We start from the raw sequence: 21,803 nt of genomic DNA on the forward strand, positions 1-21,803 counted from the left end.
ACGGAGACGCACTCGCATCTCCGTCCGAAAACAAAGTTTCGGCCGTCCACCGTCGGGTGAAAACGACGGTACGCCTCCGCATCGAGGAGAACCAAACATTTAATAGAGGTTATCTCACACTCATTCATGGTACATAATGTCAAGCACAGGTGCCACGACTAGTACGAGTCGCATCGAACGGTTTCGTAAAAGCGTTTCGGAGGATTTCACGACGACGACGTGGGTACTCATTCCCTTGGGTATCGGCATCAATGCAATCGGCGGATTCATCGCGAGTACACTGAAGCTCCCACTGTTCATGGACAACATCGGGACAATGCTCATCGGAATCCTCGCTGGACCGTGGGCGGCCGCACTAACCGGTGGCCTCGCGAATCTGGTCCAAGCGATGCTCGGCAATCCGGTTCAGCTGGCGTTCATGCCTGTTCCGGTTGCTATCGGCCTCGTCACGGGATTTTTAGCTCGCAGGGGGTGGTTCGACAGCGTGAAAAAGACAATCGTTCCGGCCATCGTTCTCACGATTGTGGCCACCATCATCGCGACACCCATCGTCGTCCTCGTGTTCGGCGGGGTCACGAGTTCGGGGACAAGTCTGGTCACAGCGACGCTCGTCGCGACGGGTCGGAGCCTCGTCGAAAGCGCGGCCACCGCTCAGTTGGCCGTCGAATTCGTGGACAAAGGTGGGTCGGCCTTCGTCGCGTACTTCATCGGAAAGTCGGTTCCGTCTCGGTACCTGCCGCCCCAGGGGCAAGATATATATTCGTAGTTGCTTCAAGAAAAGGTATGAAATGGAGTTGTGGTTACGGCTGTCTCCGTTCACGTGAGGGGTACATCGATGCCTGATTCGGACACCTCGATATACCAGCCCGGCGAGAGCATCTTGCACAGAATGAATCCGGTGACGGAAATCGTCCTCGCGACCTGCCTTTCGTTGGTAGTGTTTATCGTCAGCGACTACCAAATCCCGTTCGTGCTAGCGCTCGTCCTGCTCGGACTCGTGTTCGTCGCACGAGTGCACGGACTCGTCCTCAAACTGTACGGAGCGGTCGCGGTACCGTTCGCGTTCTTCCTGCTGCTCATCCAAGGTATTCTGCTCAAACCAACGGATCCGACGGCGTTGTACACGTTTGGTTCGATAACCGTTTGGCAGTCGGGATTCGAGCAGGCGCGGCTGATATTCCTTCGAATCAGCGTCCTCATATTGGCATTCTTGTTGTTCGCCACGACGGCGCAACCACAGCGGATGCGAATCGCGCTCATGGAGAAGGGCGTGCCGAGCAAACTCGCGTACGTGTTCATCGCGTCGCTCCAAATAATTCCGGAAATTCGAGATCGGGCAGGGGCCATCTCGGAGGCACAGCAAGCGCGCGGGCTCGACACCACAGCGGATGTTCGGACGCGGCTTTCGTCCATCGTCGCGCTGTTAGCACCTCTGCTCATCAGTACGCTCATCGTCGCAAACACCCGAGCACTAGCGCTCAACGCCCGTGGATTCCAAGCGAAAGGGCCGCGGACGTACCTGTACGAGGTGTCCGACCCGACGGGCGAACGCGTTCTACGGTACCTCGGTGGCGTCGCCGTCATCGCGGCAATCGCATGGAGACTTCTCACATGAGTTTGATCGAACTACACGACGTGACGTTTCAGTACGGCACTCAACCAGACGACGAATACGCCGTAAACGACATCGATTTCAGTATCGAAGAAGGCCAGTTCGTCGGAATCGTGGGACAGAGCGAGGCCGGAAAGGCGACCCTCTGTCGGCTCATCTCCGGGCAGATTCCCCACTTTTATCACGGAGAACTCTCGGGAACGGTTACAGTTGAAGGAAATTCGACGGTCGAATCGACCGTCGGCGAGCTTTCGAAGAAGATCGGATTCGTCTTCGAGAATCCCTACGACCAGCTTACAGGAGCAACCTCGACTGTCCTCGAAGAGGTCGCGTTCGGACTCGAAACCCACGGTCTTACTCGTGATGAAATGCGTGACCGCGCCAGGGAGAGTCTCGCCGCCATCGGGGTTGAAGACCTCGCCGACCGTAATCCGATGCAACTCTCCGGCGGACAGTGCCAGCGCGTCGCCATCGCATCAGTTATCGCGATGCAACCCGACGTGATGGTTCTCCGGCAACCCACGGCGCAACTCGACCCCGAGGGAACCGAGGAAGTGTTCGACGTGGTCGGGTCGATGAACGACGACGGTTACACAATCGTGATGGTCAGCCAAGAGATAGAGCGACTGGTACCCCACCTCGACCGGCTCGTCGTGATGGACGACGGCAAAATTCAATTCGACGGGCGACCGGACGACGTTCTCGTCCGAGCTATCGAGGAGGGACTTCCGATACCCGTCCCCGTCCCGGTCGAAATCGGTCACCGGCTCCGCGACGCCGGAATCATCGCGTCCGACGAGCCGATTCCGGTGACGGAGTCCGGTTGTCTGTCCGAACTCCGTCACGTCGGCAACCGTCAACGATTCGACAGCAAAACCGACGGTGGACGCAGCGCTTCGCCGTCCGACGAACCTCTCGACGAGACGGCCGATATCGTCCTCAACGACCTGCACCATCAGTATCCGAGCGGCGTCAAGGCACTTCGTGGCGTCTCATTCTCACTCGATGACGGCTGCGTCTGTCTCATCGGACAGAACGGCGCGGGGAAGTCCACGCTCGTAAAACACCTGAACGCACTCCTCGAACCCACCGAGGGCGTCGCGTACATTCGCGGCGCGGACACGACCGAACACACCACCGCCGAACTCGCCCACGAGGTCGGACTGAGCTTTCAAAATCCGGACGACCAACTCTTCCACAGCACCGTCGAAGAGGAGATACGATACGGACCGCGAAATCTCGGCTTCGACGACGAACGAGTGGCGGAAACGACCGAACAAGCGTTGTCGCTACTCGGAGTAGAGGAGCGACGAAACGAGAACCCGTACGATTTCGGCGAACCGTGGCGCAAGCGAGTCGCGGTGGCTTCCATCGTCGCCATGGACACACCAATAGTCGTCCTCGACGAACCTACGAGCGGACAGGACGCTCCGGGATACAAACGACTTGGACATGCCGTCGACACCCTCGTGGAACGAGGGAAGCTCGTCGTCGTCATCACGCACGACATGGACTTCGTGCGCGAACACGCCGACCGCACGGTTCTCCTCGCGGAGGGGCAGGTCATCGCGGACGGCGACACGCGCACAGTGTTGGGCGATGCCGAGACGCTCGCTCGCTCAAACGTGCATCCACCGACGGTGACACGACTAAGTCTTGAACTCGGCGTCGGTTCGGTCCTCTCAGTCGACGAGTTACTGGACGCCGTCGATGCTTCGACCGGTGGTGCATCGCCGTCGAACTGACTTCGAAACACACAACCACACGAAATACAGTCACGCGACCACACAATTACACGATACACATGAGTACAAAACTGCTATTGGACGTAGACCCGGGGAACGACGACGCTATCGCGCTGTTCATCGCACTCGCCGCCGATGATGTCGACGTCGTCGGCATCACAACCGTCGCAGGCAATACGACGGTGGACAACGCGACACGAAACACGCTGTCACTACTCGAACTAGTCGATAGAACGGACGTTCCCGTCGCAAAGGGCGCGGGCCGTCCGCTCGCGGATGAACTGGAGATGGCCGAACACGTCCACGGGCCGGACGGACTTCCCGAAGCGGTTCGAGAGGGTCTTTCCGACCCATCAATCGAGCCGATAGAGCGGCACGCGGTCGATTTCATCCTCGAACAGGCGCACGAACACGGCGACGACCTCACCATCGCGGCGCTCGGGCCGCAGACCAACATCGCGTTGGCGCTCGCGAAAGAACCATCTCTTTCCGATATGGTTGGAGACATCTACCAGATGGGTGGCGCGCTGAAGACGACGGGGAACGTGACGCCGCAGGCGTCGTTTAACTTCTACGTAGACGCCGCTGCGGCAGCCCGCGTCGTTCAAGATGCTCGTCCGAAAGTCGTCGGCCTCGACGTGACGGAACACGTCTATGTGGATACGGCAGATATTTTGGCGCTTGCCGAGGAAGCAGCCCCTCTCCCGACGATAGCTGCCATTTTGGAGTTCAGCATCGAAGAAGTGCGCTCGAAGTTCGGGCACGACGGCGGATTGGCGAGTGATGCGGTCGTTCTAGCTGACATTGTCAACGACGCGCTCGACTTCGAGAAGGCGTACGTAGAAATCGATACGACGGGCGGGCCGTCGAACGGCGCGACCATCTACGACGAACACGGCGTCTACGAGAAATCACCGAACTGTGAGGTGGCACTCGACGTGGATGGAGACGCGTACCAACGCACGGTTCTCGACAGCCTCCGAACATTCGTCGAGTAGCAATCTCCGGATTCGGTCGCTCGTCAGTGTCACCGTATACGTCTTGCTGACGACTTCGACTATAGGTCGAACCGTTCGCTCATTCTCCGGCCGAATCGTGTTTCGAGTTGAATTGTGTGAACTATGCCACTATCAAATAGATATACTAGTCAGTAGAGAGAAACAATATTAGACAGGCAGATTATCAATGTTCGGTTAAAATACTGGCGGAAACGAGAACGCGACAGTTGGACAGTACTAAGTACTACTTTGACGCGTTCCCCGAGTAAAACCGGTACCCTTAACTCCGTTATACTTCTGGTATTATAACCGAAACAGGGTAGTCGGGTGCTACTCTCTACACTGAATCGGATACCAATCTAAAGATCATGGGCGAAAGAAGTTCGAAAACAAAGATGAGTAAAGTCGAACGCGTAATCAGCGAGTACCAGTTGGACAGTATGGGAGAAACACTCGAAACCTACTGGATCGGCGAAGGCGACGAGCAGTACAGTCTTCGAGAACTCGCCGACTTCTTTAACCAGACGGTGTTACGTACCGCGCTGGAACGAGAGAACGCATCGCTGCTTTCGGGCGAGGTCGAGAATACGTATCGGCTGCTAACCGATACGACAGTCAGTAGCGGTATCCGAGCGGAGACCGAAAACTCCCTTGCGCGAGAGGGAATCGACGTGGAGCGCCTGAAACAGGATTTCGTGTCCCATCAAGCCATCCACACCTATCTCACTAAATATCGCGACGTGAGCCACGAATCGAATACAGACGACGAAGGGGCACACATTGAGAAGGCCGCCGATACGATTCGACGACTTCAGAATCGAACCGCTGCAGTTACCGAGACGACACTCAAGAATCTTCGCAACACGGAACGAATAGTCCTTACTGACTTCGACGTCCTCACTGACGTACAAGTCGTCTGCAACTCGTGTGGCCGATCGTACCCGGTAGACGACCTTCTCGAGGCGGGCGGTTGTGAGTGCGAGCGCTGAACTGGAGCTCTTTCTCCCACACCACAGATATCCTACCTGTAAGTGTAAAGGTACATACATATTTATCAAACTGATTATTTTACGTGTGTTTACTCTCGTTTTAGAACGATAGTATCGTCGTTGCACACAGTACAGAAATTTGATTATAACCGCGCACCTAACAATCGGTTAATGGAGTCGACGCAGCAGAGGTAACCCCAAGTAGAGGTCACTGCACACAGCATCGGCGGGATTGACCAAACTGACGTCAGCTTCACCCCGCGCGTAACCATTCTCACTGGTCGGAACGCAACTAACAGAACGTCGTTCCTTCAAGCAATTATGGCGGCTCTAGGCAGTGAACAAGCTTCGATCAAAGGCGACGCCGACGAGGGGTCAGTCGAACTCACGGTTGGTGACGAAACCTACACGCGGACACTCACCCGACGAAACGGCGCAATTGTGACGAGCGGCGACCCGTATCTCGACGACCCGGAACTCACAGATCCCTTTTCGTTCTTACTCGAATCGAACGAAGCGCGACGCGCAGTAGCGCGAGGGGACGACCTCCGCAACCTCATTATGCGCCCCGTCGATATCAAGGCGATTCAGGCGGAAAAAGCAGCTCACGGACGAAAAGCGCCGTATCGACGATAAACTGGAGGAGTTGGAGTCGCTCGCTCAAACGCTCCCGACGCTCGAAGAGAAGCAAAATCAGTTGGCGGACGAAATCGAGGAGAAACGAGCGACGCTCGATGCGATCGATTCGAACCGTATCGCGAGGCTCGTCGAGTATTTCAGCGACTACGTATGCTACCTCGTAGCTGCGCTGCTTCCCGAGGATGCCGCCGCACTCGATGACGAGTACGAGTGCGTGACCGAAATCTAAGTCATCCTCGATTTACGGAAACAGGTAAGTGTAACGTCTTTTCATCGAGTTATCGGCCGAAGTGGACTCTTGTTGGGAACGACGGCAAATTGCCGGATTGATTCGGACGACCGGTACCTCTTCATGGCAAACGAGGTGAACTTCTCGTGGAATCCGTACTCATCGCCGCTCGGGAGTCGATCGCACGTTGAGACACGTCGTACATAGGAAGTTGTGACCAGCCGTTTTCACGAACGGTGAGTACTGACACACTCAATTTGAACCGTAACGTCGGGAAATAGAACGTATAATGCCAAATATTTATCAATATATAAATTAGTTGATTTTATGTTTTTAAACGATAATATGACGTAAGTCGTTTAGCTTGTCGAACAGTAACGGTAGACATGGAAGACTCGGGACGGGAGGATCAGGAGACTGTTCGCGATGCTGTTGAAAGCTCTCGAAGCGGTGCCCCCGCCGTCGGAGCAGTCGTCCGGGATCGGTTTTCTTCGGACGAAATCTTCCAGCGGATTATTGCTGCCGCCGATGAGGAGGTCACTTCGAGCTCCCGTGAACTGTTTTTTAGCGCGCTCGCGGGTGGCTTTGCGATTACGATTACATTCTTATTGTACTCATCGATGTCGGCCACGATGGACGGCGACCCGCTTTTAAGCGTCATCTTGTATCCACTTGGGTTCATTTATATCATTATCGGAGGTTACCAGCTGTACACCGAAAATACGCTCCCGCCTGTTGCATTGAATCTGGAACGGCTCGTCAGCATTCCTGGGTTGTTACGACACTGGCTCATCGTACTCTGTGGCAACTTCGCGGGAGGGGCCATCGGCGCGACCGCCCTTTTGTGGGGAAACGTCTTTTCTCCCGAAGCGAAAATGATGGCCTTGAGCCACGCTGAACACGGTATCGAAACGCCAGTGACATCGCTGTTTTTTAAGGCAGTTTTTGCTGGTCTCATCGTCGCTGGTGTCGTTTGGGTGGTATACGCCTCCCGTGACACGATTTCTCGACTCGTGGTAATCTATTTGGCATTCCTCGCGATTCCACTCGGCGATCTCTTTCACGTCGTCGTTTCCTTCACCGAGTTGGTGTATTTGGTTCTCGCAGGTGACGTTGGTCTCACCATCGGAATGACGCAGTTCGTTGGCCCGGTGTTACTCGGCAACACCGTAGGTGGGGTCGTACTGGTAACGGTCGTCAACTACTTTCAAACGAGCGAACGTCGCCTGGAATCGGCTCGGTTCGAAGGGGCAGACCGCCAACTGTCGGTTCGAGAGTGGCTGTTTGGCACTTTCGTAGGTCGTTCATACGTTTCGATGATCGATACCAGCGAGGCGGTCGCCGCCGATGATGATTCATACCGGATACTGGTTCCAATCGGGAACCCTCGAACCGAGTCAGAAATCGTGAATCTAGCGTGTGTACTCGCTAGCGAGCATCCGTCCGCGGTCATCCACGCGGTTCACATCGTACAGACGCCGCCTCGTGCGTCGATGAGCTACGACCACAATCAGCGAGAACGAATCGTCACAGAATCCAACGAGCTCATGGAAAGCGTCCGCGAAATCATAGATTCATACAACGTGTCGTATGAGACATCGACGGTCGTTTCCCACCGCTCGTTTCAAGAGGTGTTCAATACGACTGAACGCGAACACGCAGATCTCGTCGTGATGGGGTGGGGTACCGACCGGCCGTGGGGAGACGCTCGCGCAGAGCGGCCGATAGACGAACTCACCAGCCGGCTTCCCTGCGACTTTCTCGTACTCAGAGATCGTGGAATGGACGCTTCGAAAATCCTGTTACCAACCGCGGGAGGACCAGATTCGGAACTGGGGGCCGAGGTTGCACGGGCCCTCAAATCAGCTCTCGATTCAACGATTACCCTGTTGCACGTTGTCGATAGTCCCGGTAAATATGAATCAGGTGAACAGTTTCTTGCCGAGTGGGCTGCAGACAACGATTTAGACAGTGCCGAACTCGTGGTTGACGATTCCGGTAACGTTGGTGATGCAATCAGTCGCAAATCGAAGGAACATTCGTTGGTAATCGTCGGAGCGACTGAAAAGGGACTCCTCTCACGACTCGTTACCGAGTCATTACATTTCGACATTCTCAACGAGGTCGATTGTTCAGTGTTACTCGCAGAGCGACCGGACAATCGGACGTTTTTTGAACGGCTTTTCGGTGACTAGCGACACGAACCTCCGTTTTAGTATCTATTTGGAATTTTTCAAACGAGAGGATTTTTCGAATGTTAGATGTCGATGAATGAGGGAATTCGATGAATGTGAGAGGAGCTGTCGTTCCAGCGAGAAACAAACCGAGGGCAATAATTAGCTGGCGAACGTTCGATCGTTCGTGAACCGTCGTTTCCTCACTATTGGACTGTTCGGAGTTCTTGCGACGCTCTGGGGCTTTTCATTCCTAGCAATCTCCGTCGGTCTCGAATCGCTCGAACCGATACTCTTCGCCGCATTCCGTTACGACATTGCTGCGATCCTCCTACTGGGGTATGCGCTTCGTAGCGACACCGCGTGGTGTCCGACCGACAAACCGAACGTCGGTGCCGTCCTCGCGGGAGGAGTTTTTCTCGTCGGCGCGAATGCGTTCCTCTTTATCGGTCAACAGACCGTCTCCAGCGGAATGGCTGCCATCCTACAGAGTCTTCTTCCCATTATGACATCGCTATGGGCGGTTGGCCTCCTTCCGGAAGAACGTATCTCGGCGACCGATACAGTCGGAATCGTTTTAGGATTCATCGGTGTCGGCCTCATTATCCGCCCGAATCCGGCAAACTTGCTCGGAAACGATGTCGCCGGCCGCCTTTTGATTTTCATCCAAGTAACAGGTGTGGCGCTCGGGGGTGTTCTCATTCAGCGATTCAAACCAACCCTCGATAAGGCCGCACTCTCCGGCTGGTCGATGTTTACTGGTGGACTGCTCCTCCACGTCGTTAGCACTAGTATCGGTGAGACGTTCTCACTCCCGACCGGTACTAGAAGTAGCGCTGCAGTTGCATATCTTGGAATCTTCGCTACTGCCATCGCCTTTTTGATTTATTTTACCCTCCTCGACGTTCGCGGCGCGCTCGAAACATCACTCGTTGCGTATCTGATACCGATCGTCGCGACCATCGTCGGAGTCGTAGTCTTAGGGGAAACAATCACACCACTCACGGTCGTCGGATTCGTCGTCGTTTTTATCGGCTTTATTCTGCTTAAGCGTCGAGGCATTGCCAACATTGTAGATGGAACGACGAAACACGAGGAACACGCGAAACAGTAGGCTGTGGCCCACTCCCGCGGTAACACTATCGTTTCTTGAATCGGATGACAGCAACTGCATTCGCGACTTGCTTCTTGCCGAGAAGCGAATGTTTATCATCCCTACCTTCCACGCTATCGCATGCCTGTAGCCTGTTGCTGCCACTGCGGTTCGAAAATGATTAGCTCGACGTACCCAAAAGCGGTAAAGTGGTATCACGACCATCTCCGTAAAAACCATCCGAAAGCTTGGCTCCACGCATGACGACTGATGACGGGCGAGAGCACCGCTCGAAGGTTTCTGTTACTGTGAGCTCGTTAGATTAGCACAGCCAGAAATTTGTCTAACACACGAATGAGACAGATGTGCCTAACATACGGGTGAGACAAGTTCGTCATTCTTAGACTTCGGTTGTGGTTCGTATCAACATCGATTATGCAACCAGTAGAGATTATCAAATCCGAATATTCGTGTAGATAGACTTCGATATGGGTAGTTTTTTATTCACAGTACCGTTGGTTTTGTATATGCCAGGGAATGACACAGGGACATCTGATAGTGCTCATTCAGATGACCCAGACGACACCGCCGTAGACCCCCCGGTAGACGACAACTCTAATCAAAAGACGATTCGCGAACTCCTCGAGGAAGATTCCGGTAAATCGGTCTTCGTGAACCGTAACCTCGTCGAGCCAGATACCATCATCGACGAAGAGCGAATCGTTGGTCGAGACGACCAACTTCAAGCGGTCGTCGCCTATCTCAAACCGGCTCTCCGTGATGAGCGGCCACCTAATATGCTCCTTTACGGTCCATCCGGTACCGGGAAATCTCTGATCGTCAATGCCGTCTGCGGACAAATTGTCGAACTCTGCGAGTCACAGGACATCAACTTCGGAGTCGTTAGCCTCAATTGTCAACCGATTACAACACTCGATCGTGCGGTTTACAAACTCGTCGAAACGGTGGCAAAAGACGTCGGCGTCGATGCCGGTGTCCCGGCAACCGGTGTATCCACCGAGCAAAAGTACGAACGACTCTACGACCTTATCAACACATACTACGACTCGGTCATATTCATCCTCGACGAAATCGACCTCCTGGTCGGTCGCGAAGACGAACCCGCGTACTCGAAGCTCCTCTACCAGCTATCGCGGGCCGGGAAAACAGACACCATTCACGGAACCGTGTCCGTCGCCGCCCTGACGAACGATCCTAAATTTATGGAGAACGTTGACGGGCGCTCGGAAAGTTCGTTCAACCCCGAAGATATTCCGTTCTCCGACTACGATGCGAATCAACTCCGAGAAATCCTCGAGCACCGTCGCGACGCCTTCCGAAACGGTGCCCTCAGTGATGACGTTATTCCATTAGTTGCAGCATTCGCGGCACAGAGCCACGGTGATGCCCGCAAAGGGATCGATCTCTTCCGAAAAGCTGGCGATCTCGCCGACCGGCAAAACGACGATATCGTTACGGAATCCCACGTCCGTGACTCGCAGGACGAAGTCGATAAAGATCGGATGCTGACCCAAATAGAAGGATTATCGACACAAAAGAAAATATCGCTTTACGCAACAGCGGCAGTCGCAGTACATACAACCCACACCACCGCGTCCGTTCCAAGTCCCGTTGGTTACCAAGTTTACAAGTGGATCACGGAACTGCTGGACGCTGACCAGATGACGCGTGAAACGTACATTAAATACGTCAAAGAGCTCAACACGTACGGAATCGTGGACGCCGAACGGAAAAGCCGCGGTCGCGGTCAGGGGATGCATATGGAGTTTTCTTTCTCGGATAATCCTCGTCCGATTCTTGATTTGCTCGCGGAAGACTCCCGACTCACGGCGATCGCCGACGAGACGGAACATCTCAAGACCATTGCACAAGCGAGAATGCAGAAGTTCCAAAGCTCTTAATCACCGAACGGAGAGAGATTGTCAACCCCTGTATCGAAGTGAAACAACCTGTGTTTTTTGCTAGCGAGTACAGAACATTTTCGCCGTCTTTACCTGAAATGCAGGCGCTAAGGCCCCTTCCTCAAGGAACGAGCGAAGCGAGTGAGTAGGGAGGGGATACAGTGCCGTCATTGTTTTTCGTACACTTTACCAGAGCCACGTCAACAGTGTTAATCAAGATTGTTATGCGCTATTAACCCCGTAAATTAAGGTTACACATCGATGACGGGGTAAGCGTTCGGACGTTTCTGTACATTACTATGACAACTGCTAAAAGTATAAACACAATGTATCACGACTACAGCACAATCCGGATATTACACTTCGACAACGGGGTAGTTGTGGGGTAAAAAGTCCACGCACTCTGCCGGTTTTCCCTCTCTGTTACACTTCGATGCCGGGGTCAATGATAATGTTTCTGAAGGCGGGTAGCCGTTCTGCCTCGACGAAGTGTTAGTTACACTTCGATAATGGGGTCACAGCCGCTGTCGTTACACTTCGGCGATGGGGCTTGAGATGCCAAGAAACCGAGAGATCAACGGCTAATCTATCGCCTCTTGGCTATCGCATCTTCGAAACGATGGTCAACCTGACGACCACTACATTCCGAATTAGCGTAGATGTATAGAAATGCACTGAGATGTGAACTACCCCGCCCTACGCGCTTCGCGCGTTGAGGACAGGGCTTCCTGATTCAATAACGCGCTTTGCAGACACAACGGTGTCCGTAGGGAGCGCAGTCTCCACAGGCGTTAATTCGGAGCATCCCGCTCCTAACCGCTTCGTGATACCGCGAGAAAGGATGTTGTACGCCGCATTCGCGTCTCTAACCGCCTCAAACCCACATGCCTGGCACGAGTGTTCGCGCACCCACAACGGTTTATCCATCGAAACGCCACAGGATGCACACTCTTTCGTGGTTCCTCGTGGGTTTACTGGAACGTATGTGCAAGAAGTCCCGGCGTTTCTGCTTCAACTCGGCATGACGGCGAGCAAAGACTGTTCGCTGTTTCTCCCAGTTGTTCGAACCGTGTTCCTACCGCGAAAGTGTGCGCTGTGCGCGTTCAAGCCGTTCGCGTTCATCAGACAAATCAAGCGATTCGACCGCCGTGCCGTTGGTGTCGTGGGCGTACTTGAGAATCCCCACGTCTATACCGACGCACTTCTCGGGATTCTCCGGTTTCGGGGGGCTTCCTCGGGCGTTTCAACGCCGAGGATAGCGTACCACTTCCCGGTCGGTTCTTGCTTAATCGAGACGGTCTTGATATCCGCTTCGTCGGGCAATTCGCGGTGGAAGGTGAGAGGAATCTCACCAAGTTTCGAAAGCCACAGTCGCGTCTGACCGCTCGTGTTCTTGAGCTTGAAGCCAGATTGACTGTAGGTGAAATTTCGGTATTCGCCCGGTGCCTTCCACTTGAGCGTCTCAATACGGTAGCCGTTGTCTTTACGACCACGGAGCGCTGAGAGGTTATCGTACAACCGCTGAACGACCTTTTGAAGCACTTTTGAGTTAACGTCTTCCAAGTCGTGCCAACACTTCTTGAGACTCGGTAGGAGTTTCTGCTCGGAGTACGCTGAAGTACCGTCGTTCCGGTTGAGTCGGTGGAGAAAGTGGTTGTAGACCTGTCTACAGGTATCAACCGTCCATGCTAACCGCTCTTTGAGGTCGGCGGTTGGGTTCAGTCGATATCTGTAGTTGTAGTCATCTACGAGCGTTCTTCGATAAGTTCGTCAAGTTTCTCTTGAACGAATGCGGAGAGACTCAAGTGATTCTCTTGAATCCATTCGGCTTGGTCGTCGCGGATAGAGATGTTCTTGCGCGTTGCCACACCACAATCTACACAAAGTGTGGAATTAAGTATTGTGGTTGGCGTGGGGCTATGGGATTGCCGTTGTACAGTGTGAAAGACAAGGATGGCGCTGTATCCCCTCCCTACTGCGCTACTCGTTTCGCTGCGTTGCTCCTTGAGGAAGGGGCCTTAGCGCCTAAAAACAGTTAAGAACCTCAAAAGAGTATATATTCAAAAGTAATGTGGCTGGATGGATGCCCTCCTAAAGTACGGTTGCTCCGATTTGTCGAACAAGCATTTCGGCAAGCTGTCGCACGATGCTCCTCGAAAATTTTAAAACCGAGCTACACCCTCCCCAGCACATAGTCTTGTTCTGTTTCGCTCACAACCTTGACCAGACATTCTGAGCATTAGAGACATCCGAGCGATTTACTCGGTACTGGATAGCGGCCCTTCTATCCAGGAAAGAAACAGAATATCACCAATAGACTCGAGTTGATACGGTAGAATATATCCTCGATGTCATCACTATCAGAAATTCAGACGGAGTCGAGTCCGGCAGCAGATGCCCAACAATATCCGTTTCCAGTGAATCACTGACGTGCACTGTAGTTGCGGTTGTCGTATTGAGCGACTGAGTCACTCGTACAAACAGTTCTGGATCGGGTTTCGGCGGTACATCGTGACCTGCAATAACGGTTGTATCAGCACAACGTTCGAGGTTCACTGCGTTGATTTTGCTAGAGATCCGGTGTCCCGTTCGTCACGATAGCAAGCTGGTACTCTCGGCTGAGTTCGTTCACGACACGAGTGAAAGATGAGAGTAATTTAACATTTATTTGATCTCGCTTACCATTGAACATGTCCACAACGTCTCGTCCACGTTTCCCCCGGTAGATGATGGGATACTCCGGTTAAAGGTTCAACTTAGGTTGACGACGGAGGTTGAAAAAACAACGTTGAGCCATTCTCCCCCACCCCGTTATCGAAGTGTAACTCAGTCTCCGAGAGTTCGTGGTTGCGGGACGCTTCTATATCTTCTCCACAACTTCTTTCTGACGAATCTAAGACTGGTTTACGGATACTATTTGACAACCATTCATTTATAGATTTCGGTCATAATAAGTCGATAGTAAATATGACGAATTCCAGCGTTAGCGGTTCACATTTCATCGATACGTCTTAGTTACCACCTCCCTCGCGTTTCCATGGTTTCGTCACTTATGAGTTTACACTTCGATAACGGGGGGAGGGGGTTAGTTTGATGATTCTGTTTGCCTGGTTGTTCTCTTTACTCTGACCGTGGAACGCTTCGAATAAACGCTTGGAGACTGCGCTCCCGACGGGAACCACTTTGGTTTCTACAAAGCAAGTCGTAGATGCAGGAAGCTCTACCCTCAACGCGCGAAGCGCGTAGGGTGTTCACTCGAACGTCATCCCGTACCCCCACTCCTCTAGATGTATTTCAGCTTCATCTAGGTGTTGCAGTCCGACCTTCATGAGTGCCTCTCGGAGGTCGGTCAGGGAAACGTCGTCATCAAACCGCTCTTCGAGTTCCCGAAGTGCATCACGTTCGGCGCTCTTGGTATCCTTTTGAAGGAACAGCGGTACGCGGTCGCGACCGTCTTGGACACCGCCACGGCGGAATTTGTACGGAATTTGTATGGACTGTTGCCGCGCTGTTCGTTGCGAATCGACTGTTTCAGCCGTCTCGGCGTGGGAGTCTGTAGACGATGCCGTTTCGATATTGTCCGGGCGATCTGTTGTCCCCGTCGAGGCGGTGTCCTCAGCGAAAGGATCTTCGCCCGCTCCCTCTTTCATTCCCGTCATACGGTGATCACCTCGTGGTCGAGGTCGCCTGGCTTCGGGGGATTCGGAGCTTCGATACCGACTTCGTTCTCGAGATGGCGTGCAATCTTGTCGAACTGAGCTAACGTTTCGAGTTCGTAATCGCGATAGCGGTTGCGATGTTCGCGGACGTACGTGAACGCCGAGCATTGTTGCATCCAACAACCTTCCATCAGTGATGCTCGCTCCCCGATGATTTCCGGAACTGGGTACGTAATACCGTCGAGGATCTTCCGCTGGTCGCGCGTGTCTTTGAATCCAATCGGGAGAGCTCCCAGAACGCCTACTTTGACATCTAGCTGGTTTTCGAGACCGGTTACGAGCGATTCTAACCCTTCGACAGCTGCCCGGCCCTTCGCGGTGGGTTCGACGGGAATAACTAACGACCGTGTTGCATGAATTGCGTTGTAGAGGTGTGGCCCTTCGGTCGCTGGTGGATCACAGATGAGAACATCATATTCGTCAGGGACGCCCGCCTCGCGGAGCACGCGAAGCAGTTGCGCGTGCATTCCGAACGCTTCTCCCATTGCCTCTGCTTGGTCTTTCTCACGTTGGAGATACTCAGCGAGGTCGGATAGCATATTGTGTTCGGGAATGATGTCCACGGCATCGACCGTTCGGATGAGATCGTCGAAGTTGCCTTTTGGACGGCGAATCATGTGTCGGACGATGTTGTCTACTGCTTCTGTTCGTTGATCATCGATATCAAAGAGACGCGACAGATCCCCATCTTGTGGGTCAAGCGGAACTACGAGTGGTTTGAGACCCGCACGAGCGTGCGCCACGGCAAGGTTCGCCGCGGTTGTGGTTTTCCCTACCCCACCGGCTTCACTGTACGTTGAGTACGCTAACATATTCTCTTCATGAGAGCCATCCATCTTGAAAGTTCGTCAGACGAATTCATGACTGGCATTTATTTTTTGATATGATGAGTGCACTGTGTGTGTGTTGTTAATGAATGTATCTAATGAACACACTCAATGAATATTGTTGATTAACTCATTTGACGAATGGGATATTAGATGTTATTGGCATGAGTAACGAGTGGATAAATATATGGATACAAACACCGAATATAGCAGTTGAAACTGTTATTTGAACTCATTGCTGAAAACTGTGGCTACGATAAATGGCAGACGGACCTTCTATTCACTGTTAGATGTAACTAGTGAACATCATTGTGTTCATTACTGAATATCAATCTTGAATACATAGTTGTCGCGACCGAACAACCTAGTCGAATGGTCGCTTTCGAGGAAACGATGAACGCGGGAAGACTTGTAACGCATGTCGCAGAATCCAATTTCGGTCGCGTTCGATTCCTATATATTTTCAGGCAACATAATTATTACTCCCAACGCTGATTGTACTTCCCGTAAAAACGCGCCATTCGGGGTTAATTTCTACCACATTATATTGTATTATTCTATAATGACTAATTCTATCAAATGAATAAATTATTGAATATTATTTATATATAGTTCGGGAATCAAGGAAACTCAAGTGTGTCTGTCTAACGATATGCTACATACGTAATTAACAAAATAACATTAACTGGTCAGGTGGCCCAGAAGATTATAAATGTCCCGTCCGTTGGTTTGAGCGATGAGTTCCCCTGAGGATGGATTCGACGAAGCGTACGCCGAAACGCCACCGTGGGATATCGGTCGGCCTCAGTCGGCCGTTCGCTCGGTATTCGAGTCGCGATCGTTTGAGGGTTCAGTTCTCGACATCGGTTGTGGAACAGGTGAGAACGCGCTCTTCCTCGCCGACCGTGGGTTTTCGGTTCTCGGAATCGACGCGTCTCCTCGGGCAATCGAAAAAGCCCGGGCGAAAGCCAGAACCCTCGATGTAACAGGGGAAGTGTGCTTTCAAATCCAAGACGCGTTATCGCTCGATGACCTCGACGAGCGATTCAGCGTTGTCCTGGACTGTGGCTTGTTTCACATCTTCGATGATAAGAATCGGCGAAAATATATCGCGTCGTTGGACGCCGTCACGGCGCCGGACGGTCACACCATCGTTCTCTGCTTTAGCGACCGGGAACCAGGCGACTGGGGGCCGCGGCGAATCAGCGAACAAGAACTTAGAACGGCGTTCACCGACGGTTGGACGGTGGAGACGGTCGAATCCGCTCGTTTCGAGATCAACGCTGACCAGGAGGGAATCGATCCTTCGGACGACGAAAGCGTCGAAGCGTGGCTCGCCGTCGCTCGACGCGACAATAAATGAGAAATCTAGCGCACAATTGCGATCGATTTATCGGCGTCATTCGCCCACAATTGGCGAAGGGCTTAATATCGCTGATAATGCAAACAGCTCTACGAAGGGGATTCATCGAAAATACCCGTAAATAATGCAACCCTGTACGTATCCCCCGGCGCTTCATCCGGGAGCAACTGTGGCGGTGATCGCTCCTTCACATGCTCCACCACGAGACATGTTCGACCGTGGAATCAGTCGCCTCGAATCGTACGCTCTCAATGTGGAACTGTTCGAAACGGCAACCCGGGAAACCGATTGGTTGCGCTCCCATCCGGAAGCACGCGCTGCGGACGTCAATCGCGCGTTCGCTGACGACAATATCGATGGAATTGTTGCGGCCATGGGTGGTAATCGTGCGATGCAAATCATCGAGGATATCGACGAATCGATTCTGCGTGACAATCCGACGCGATTTTTCGGGTCGAGTGACAATACGCACCTCCACCTCTTACTGAATCGGCTCGGCTGGGTTTCGTTCTACGGTGGGCAGCTATTTCCCGACCTTGCGGTAGATTCCGAAATGCATCCTTTTACCTATCGGAACATCGAGCGTGCGATGTTTCAGACTCCGTTCGGAGGCTGCCAATCCGCCGCAGAGTGGACTGACGAATACGACGACCCCAAAACCGACGTACCGCGCGACTGGTTCCCCGCAGATGGGTGGTACTGGCACAATGCGACCGGCAAAACCGTGACTGGGACGGTTTTGGGCGGGTGTTTTGAGATGCTCGAATCACAACTCATGCTGTCCGGCGGCTTATTTTCGCACATGATCGAACCGGGCGACGTCCTCGCAGTCGAAACATCCGGTGAAACGCCGACACACGCGGAAGTCGAACGATTCTTCACCGTCCTAGGCGAGCGCGGCGACCTCGCTGACCTTGGGGGGATACTGGTTGGTCGCCCAGAAACACCGAAGGGAACGGTGACGAAACGAAACGCCTACCGGCTGGAGCAACGCCGAACCATCGAGCGCGTTTGTGATGAGTACGCTGAAAATTGTCCGCTCGTTTTCGACCTCGATTTCGGTCACACAGCACCGGTACTACCTCTACCGCTCGGGGCAGAGGTGACGATCGACACTGGAGCGCGAACGATCGTCTTCGAATAATTTTGCAGTTCGATGGATAAACGCTCCTGTCGCGTCCGTTCGAATTCATATCTGCTGGAACGACAGATTCCATGACCTGATTGTCATGTCATATGACGGAATAGTACAACCATGCGAACGATTACAAGCACAGATTCTTATATTCTCGGGACGATAAAGTGGACAGATGAAGATACCTGATGAGCTACGTTGTGTTTTTAGTGCCCAAATCGAAGAGGAAGACGGAGAATACACCCTTCGGATTCCGAAACGGGAAGTTTCGGAAGGGGACGTCCGACGGGGCACCACCTATCGAGTAGCGATTCTTAACCGCACATCAGCACCGAACCCACCGGAGCAAGAAACGGCAGCAACGCCCGATGATTCAGCGCCAGACAGACGGCAGGCACATCCGGAAGCGCCGGTTGCTGTCGGAGAGCAACGAACAGTCGAAATCGAGGGTATCGGGGATCAAGGCGATGGAGTTGCCCGTGTCGATCGTGGCTACGTGATCATCGTCCCCGACACGGAAAAACGCGACCGCGTTACCATCGAAATCACCGACGTAACGGCGAACGTCGCCTTCGCCGAGGTCATCGAACGAAAACCGTACTACGAATAGCCGACGATCAGGTCGTCGAAATCGGCGAAATTGCTCACCTAATTACAATTCGGTGAAATGCGAGAAATTCAGTTCCTACGCTCACATCCCCGAGAATCGTTATGTTCCTTCTAGTTAGTATATTTGAATGATGGTCCTAACCGCCGCGGATACATGAGTAATCATTTGTGAACCATTGGCAGAAGGGCGAAAGATGTCCAGGTTGGATGCGTTGTCTGTAACTACGGAACGCGACATCTGAACTCGGTATGAACAACGAGCATAGCCTCTACTCGACACGTCCCGTTATGCGTTGTAACGCCAAAACCGTTGTCTATTGCGACGGTACGATTTTCAATACATTACAATATTAGGATTGTAATGGAAACATGGCGTAAAATCCGAGCTCTCATCATGCGCCCTGTCGAAGTAAATGATCGAAATCGAGCAATTCACGGACAAAAAAGAGTGATTAATTTCGCTCCGAATCTGTTGGTTCTACCAAAAATAGCGCGAGAGGAATCCGTTTCCCATGCGGAAACGGGTTCGGCTCACTGAATATCAGGAGGCTAGCGCCACTTCGATGCTCTTTGCCGCACTGACCACAAGCCCGGTGATGTCCTCCTCCAAGCGTTTCCCGGAGAGACTCGCCGTAGAACCACATACGGTGAGCGCCCCGAGCGGGTAATCGTGTGTGTCTCGAATCGGCACCGCAACGCAGTTTTGGCCGTCCTCCGTGGTGCCTCGTTCGATGGCCAGACGGTGGTCGCGAATCGTTCGAAGTTCGGCGAGGAGCGACTCGTCCATCCAATCGGCGCTCGATACGAGCGTCTCCCGTTCTGCTGTCGGCTTATAGGCGAGAATTGCCTTGCCTGCGACATCGGCGGCGAGGGGAGCACGGGTGCCTTGCTTGCCGTCGTCGGTCGTTCCGGAGCGTATGGAGTAAATGTACACGACTTCATCTGATTCTTCGACCGCCAACGACACCGTCTCACCGGTCGTCATAGCGAGGTTGTTCATATACGACTTCGCGGTTCTGTAGAGTTCGTTCCTCTCTCGCAAGCCGTTTCCCAATTCGAAAAACCGGAATCCCAATTGATACACGTCGTCCTTTTTAACGACGTACCCGAGACGACGAAGCGTATCGAGATGTTTGTAAACGGAACTTTTCGAGAGGTGTAAGTGTGCCGCTAGTTCGGTAACACCCGCCACGCGAAGTTCCATCAACCCTTCTATCACCTGGAATGCCTTGGCCGTCGTTCGAATCGGATACTCCTCTTCTGCGTCCATGATTTCTACAACGTTCTCGAAGGGTCCACATAGCCTTTTCCAATCAGGAAACGCGCTCCATAAGGCGGCCGCTTCGAATTACACACCCTGTTCGTGATGACTCGGCGTGTTCGAAACGGTACTATCGTGCGGTACGGGCGGAGATGGTCGTCGATTTCCGTGTGGCGCTCACAAAAATCGTGGTTGAATTCGAACGTTGTTTTTATTTGGGAAACAGAAAGCGCGGCGGGTTGGACAACCCGACACCGGTAGGAAGTCGAAAACAGGGAAGAAGACGTCAGTGTCGGTCGTTAATCGGAAGCGGGGAGGTACTCGGCTCGACGCTCGAACACGCTCTCGTTGGTCTTCGCGTCGAAGAGGTGAAGGCTGGATTCGTCAAAGGAAATATTCACGACGGAACCTGCGGACGGACGAACGCCGCTTTGAGTGCGGAGAATGCACTCGTCCTCGCCGATGTGGAGATAGATGTAGTTGTCGCTGCCGACTGGTTCGACTACGTCGACGGTTGCGCGGATGCTGTTGTTGCTCCCTTCTTCGTCGAGCATGATGTACTCGGGGCGAACTCCAAGGGTGAGCGTATCGCCGTCGACGGCTTCGAGATTTTGAACGAACGTCTCGGAGAGGGGATATGTGAATTCCGCTCCGACGAGGGCGCCGTCGCGGAGTTCAACGCCGAAAAAGTTCATCGACGGACTCCCGATGAAGTCAGCAACGAATTGATTTGTCGGCTGATGGTACACCTCGTCAGGCGTGCCGACTTGCTGGAGTTTCCCGTCGGCGAGCACGACGATGCGGTCGGACATCGTCATCGCTTCCTCCTGGTCGTGCGTGACGTATATCGTCGTCGTGTTCAGTTCCTCCTGAATCCGTTGGAGTTCCGTGCGCATGTGGATTTTCAGCTTTGCGTCGAGGTTCGACAGCGGCTCGTCCATCAGGAATGCTTCCGGGTCTCGGACGATAGCGCGGCCGGTTGCGACGCGTTGTTGCTGACCGCCGGATAGGTTTCCTGGACGTTTGTCGAGGAGCTCCTCGATGCCCATCATCTCGGCGGCCTCTTCGACACGACGGTCGATTTCGTCATCGGCGAGGTCGCTCGTCAGTTTCAACCCGTACGACATGTTCTTCCGAACGCTCATGTGGGGATAGAGTGCGTAGTTCTGAAACACCATCGCAATCCCCCGTTCTTGAGGCGGGACGTCATTTACAACTCGCTCTCTGATCGAAATCTCTCCGTCGGAGACGCCTTCCAATCCGGCGAGCATCCGAAGCAGCGTCGATTTACCGGATCCCGATGGCCCGACGATGGAAACAAACTCGCCATCCTCGATATCCAAACTAACCCCGTCTACGGCTACGATAGAACCGTCGTACTCTTTCCGTACGTCAGTGAAGCTCACGGTACTCATGGGAGTGTATGTCATGTGATGACCGTTGCATATAAATATGTGTGCTATTTTCCAATAACCAGTACGAATCAAC

At 53.2% G+C, this 21,803-nt stretch carries 16 protein-coding genes and 2 pseudogenes; 12 read left to right on the forward strand and 6 right to left on the reverse strand.

The window, feature by feature from the left end:
* Positions 1 to 136 precede the first annotated feature (136 nt).
* From LIX15_RS28485 to LIX15_RS28530, 9 genes and pseudogenes are all read left to right on the forward strand, one after another.
* Positions 137 to 766, forward strand: a complete 630-nt coding sequence (locus LIX15_RS28485; protein WP_227778179.1) for an ECF transporter S component — start codon at positions 137 to 139, stop codon at positions 764 to 766.
* Positions 767 to 835: 69 nt separating this feature from the next.
* Positions 836 to 1,615 (forward strand): energy-coupling factor transporter transmembrane component T family protein, encoded by a 780-nt coding sequence (locus LIX15_RS28490; RefSeq protein WP_227778180.1) that lies wholly within the window; start codon positions 836 to 838, stop codon positions 1,613 to 1,615.
* Positions 1,612 to 3,357 (forward strand): ABC transporter ATP-binding protein, encoded by a 1,746-nt coding sequence (locus LIX15_RS28495; RefSeq protein ID WP_227778181.1) that lies wholly within the window; start codon positions 1,612 to 1,614, stop codon positions 3,355 to 3,357. The genes LIX15_RS28490 and LIX15_RS28495 overlap by 4 nt, the downstream gene beginning before the upstream one ends.
* A 59-nt stretch (positions 3,358 to 3,416) precedes the next feature.
* On the forward strand, positions 3,417 to 4,355 hold the full coding sequence (locus tag LIX15_RS28500; protein ID WP_227778182.1) for a nucleoside hydrolase: 939 nt from the start codon (positions 3,417 to 3,419) through the stop codon (positions 4,353 to 4,355).
* Between the two features lie 395 nt (positions 4,356 to 4,750).
* Positions 4,751 to 5,344 (forward strand): rod-determining factor RdfA, encoded by a 594-nt coding sequence (rdfA, locus tag LIX15_RS28505; RefSeq protein WP_227778183.1) that lies wholly within the window; start codon positions 4,751 to 4,753, stop codon positions 5,342 to 5,344.
* Positions 5,345 to 5,566: 222 nt separating this feature from the next.
* Positions 5,567 to 6,083: pseudogene (locus tag LIX15_RS28510) on the forward strand (archaea-specific SMC-related protein); the annotation flags it as partial.
* 515 nt (positions 6,084 to 6,598) lie between these two features.
* A complete protein-coding gene (locus LIX15_RS28520; protein WP_227778184.1) occupies positions 6,599 to 8,407 on the forward strand; it encodes a formate/nitrite transporter family protein in 1,809 nt (602 codons plus the stop codon).
* Between the two features lie 166 nt (positions 8,408 to 8,573).
* Positions 8,574 to 9,500, forward strand: coding sequence for a DMT family transporter (locus LIX15_RS28525; protein ID WP_227778185.1), 927 nt, complete (start codon positions 8,574 to 8,576; stop codon positions 9,498 to 9,500).
* Between the two features lie 506 nt (positions 9,501 to 10,006).
* Entirely contained in the window at positions 10,007 to 11,401 is a 1,395-nt protein-coding gene (locus LIX15_RS28530; RefSeq protein ID WP_227778186.1) for an orc1/cdc6 family replication initiation protein, read from the forward strand.
* A gap of 696 nt (positions 11,402 to 12,097) precedes the next feature.
* Here the strand turns inward: LIX15_RS28530 and LIX15_RS28535 are convergent.
* From LIX15_RS28535 to LIX15_RS28545, 4 genes and pseudogenes are all read right to left on the reverse strand, one after another.
* Positions 12,098 to 13,123, reverse strand: a pseudogene (locus tag LIX15_RS28535) (RNA-guided endonuclease InsQ/TnpB family protein).
* Between the two features lie 23 nt (positions 13,124 to 13,146).
* Entirely contained in the window at positions 13,147 to 13,269 is a 123-nt protein-coding gene (locus LIX15_RS33055) for a hypothetical protein (protein WP_265338460.1), read from the reverse strand.
* Between the two features lie 1,383 nt (positions 13,270 to 14,652).
* Complete coding sequence (locus LIX15_RS28540) at positions 14,653 to 15,060, reverse strand: DUF7970 domain-containing protein (protein ID WP_227778187.1); 408 nt, start codon at positions 15,058 to 15,060, stop codon at positions 14,653 to 14,655.
* Positions 15,057 to 15,932 carry a ParA family protein gene (locus LIX15_RS28545; protein ID WP_227778188.1) on the reverse strand — a complete coding sequence of 292 codons (876 nt, stop codon included), beginning with the start codon at positions 15,930 to 15,932 and terminating at the stop codon, positions 15,057 to 15,059. Before LIX15_RS28545 ends, LIX15_RS28540 begins: the two co-directional genes overlap by 4 nt.
* Before the next feature lie 751 nt (positions 15,933 to 16,683).
* On the opposite strand from LIX15_RS28545, the gene LIX15_RS28550 reads away from it, so the two are divergent.
* The 3 genes from LIX15_RS28550 (at position 16,684) to LIX15_RS28560 (ending at position 19,055) form a co-directional block, all read left to right on the forward strand.
* The gene (locus LIX15_RS28550) at positions 16,684 to 17,310 is read left to right on the forward strand and encodes a class I SAM-dependent methyltransferase (RefSeq protein ID WP_227778189.1); all 627 of its coding nucleotides are present in this window, start codon (positions 16,684 to 16,686) and stop codon (positions 17,308 to 17,310) included.
* 124 nt (positions 17,311 to 17,434) lie between these two features.
* On the forward strand, positions 17,435 to 18,454 hold the full coding sequence (locus tag LIX15_RS28555; RefSeq protein WP_227778190.1) for a S66 family peptidase: 1,020 nt from the start codon (positions 17,435 to 17,437) through the stop codon (positions 18,452 to 18,454).
* A 166-nt stretch (positions 18,455 to 18,620) separates the two neighbouring features.
* Positions 18,621 to 19,055, forward strand: a complete 435-nt coding sequence (locus tag LIX15_RS28560; protein ID WP_227778191.1) for a TRAM domain-containing protein — start codon at positions 18,621 to 18,623, stop codon at positions 19,053 to 19,055.
* Positions 19,056 to 19,595: 540 nt separating this feature from the next.
* Here the strand turns inward: LIX15_RS28560 and LIX15_RS28565 are convergent.
* Together LIX15_RS28565 and LIX15_RS28570 are read right to left on the reverse strand one after the other, a co-directional pair.
* On the reverse strand, positions 19,596 to 20,324 hold the full coding sequence (locus tag LIX15_RS28565) for an IclR family transcriptional regulator (protein ID WP_227778192.1): 729 nt from the start codon (positions 20,322 to 20,324) through the stop codon (positions 19,596 to 19,598).
* Positions 20,325 to 20,614: 290 nt separating this feature from the next.
* Complete coding sequence (locus LIX15_RS28570; RefSeq protein ID WP_227778193.1) at positions 20,615 to 21,730, reverse strand: ABC transporter ATP-binding protein; 1,116 nt, start codon at positions 21,728 to 21,730, stop codon at positions 20,615 to 20,617.
* Between the last annotated feature and the right edge of the window lie 73 nt (positions 21,731 to 21,803).

The organism is Haladaptatus pallidirubidus, assembly GCF_020700235.1.
GTDB lineage: Archaea > Halobacteriota > Halobacteria > Halobacteriales > Haladaptataceae > Haladaptatus > Haladaptatus pallidirubidus.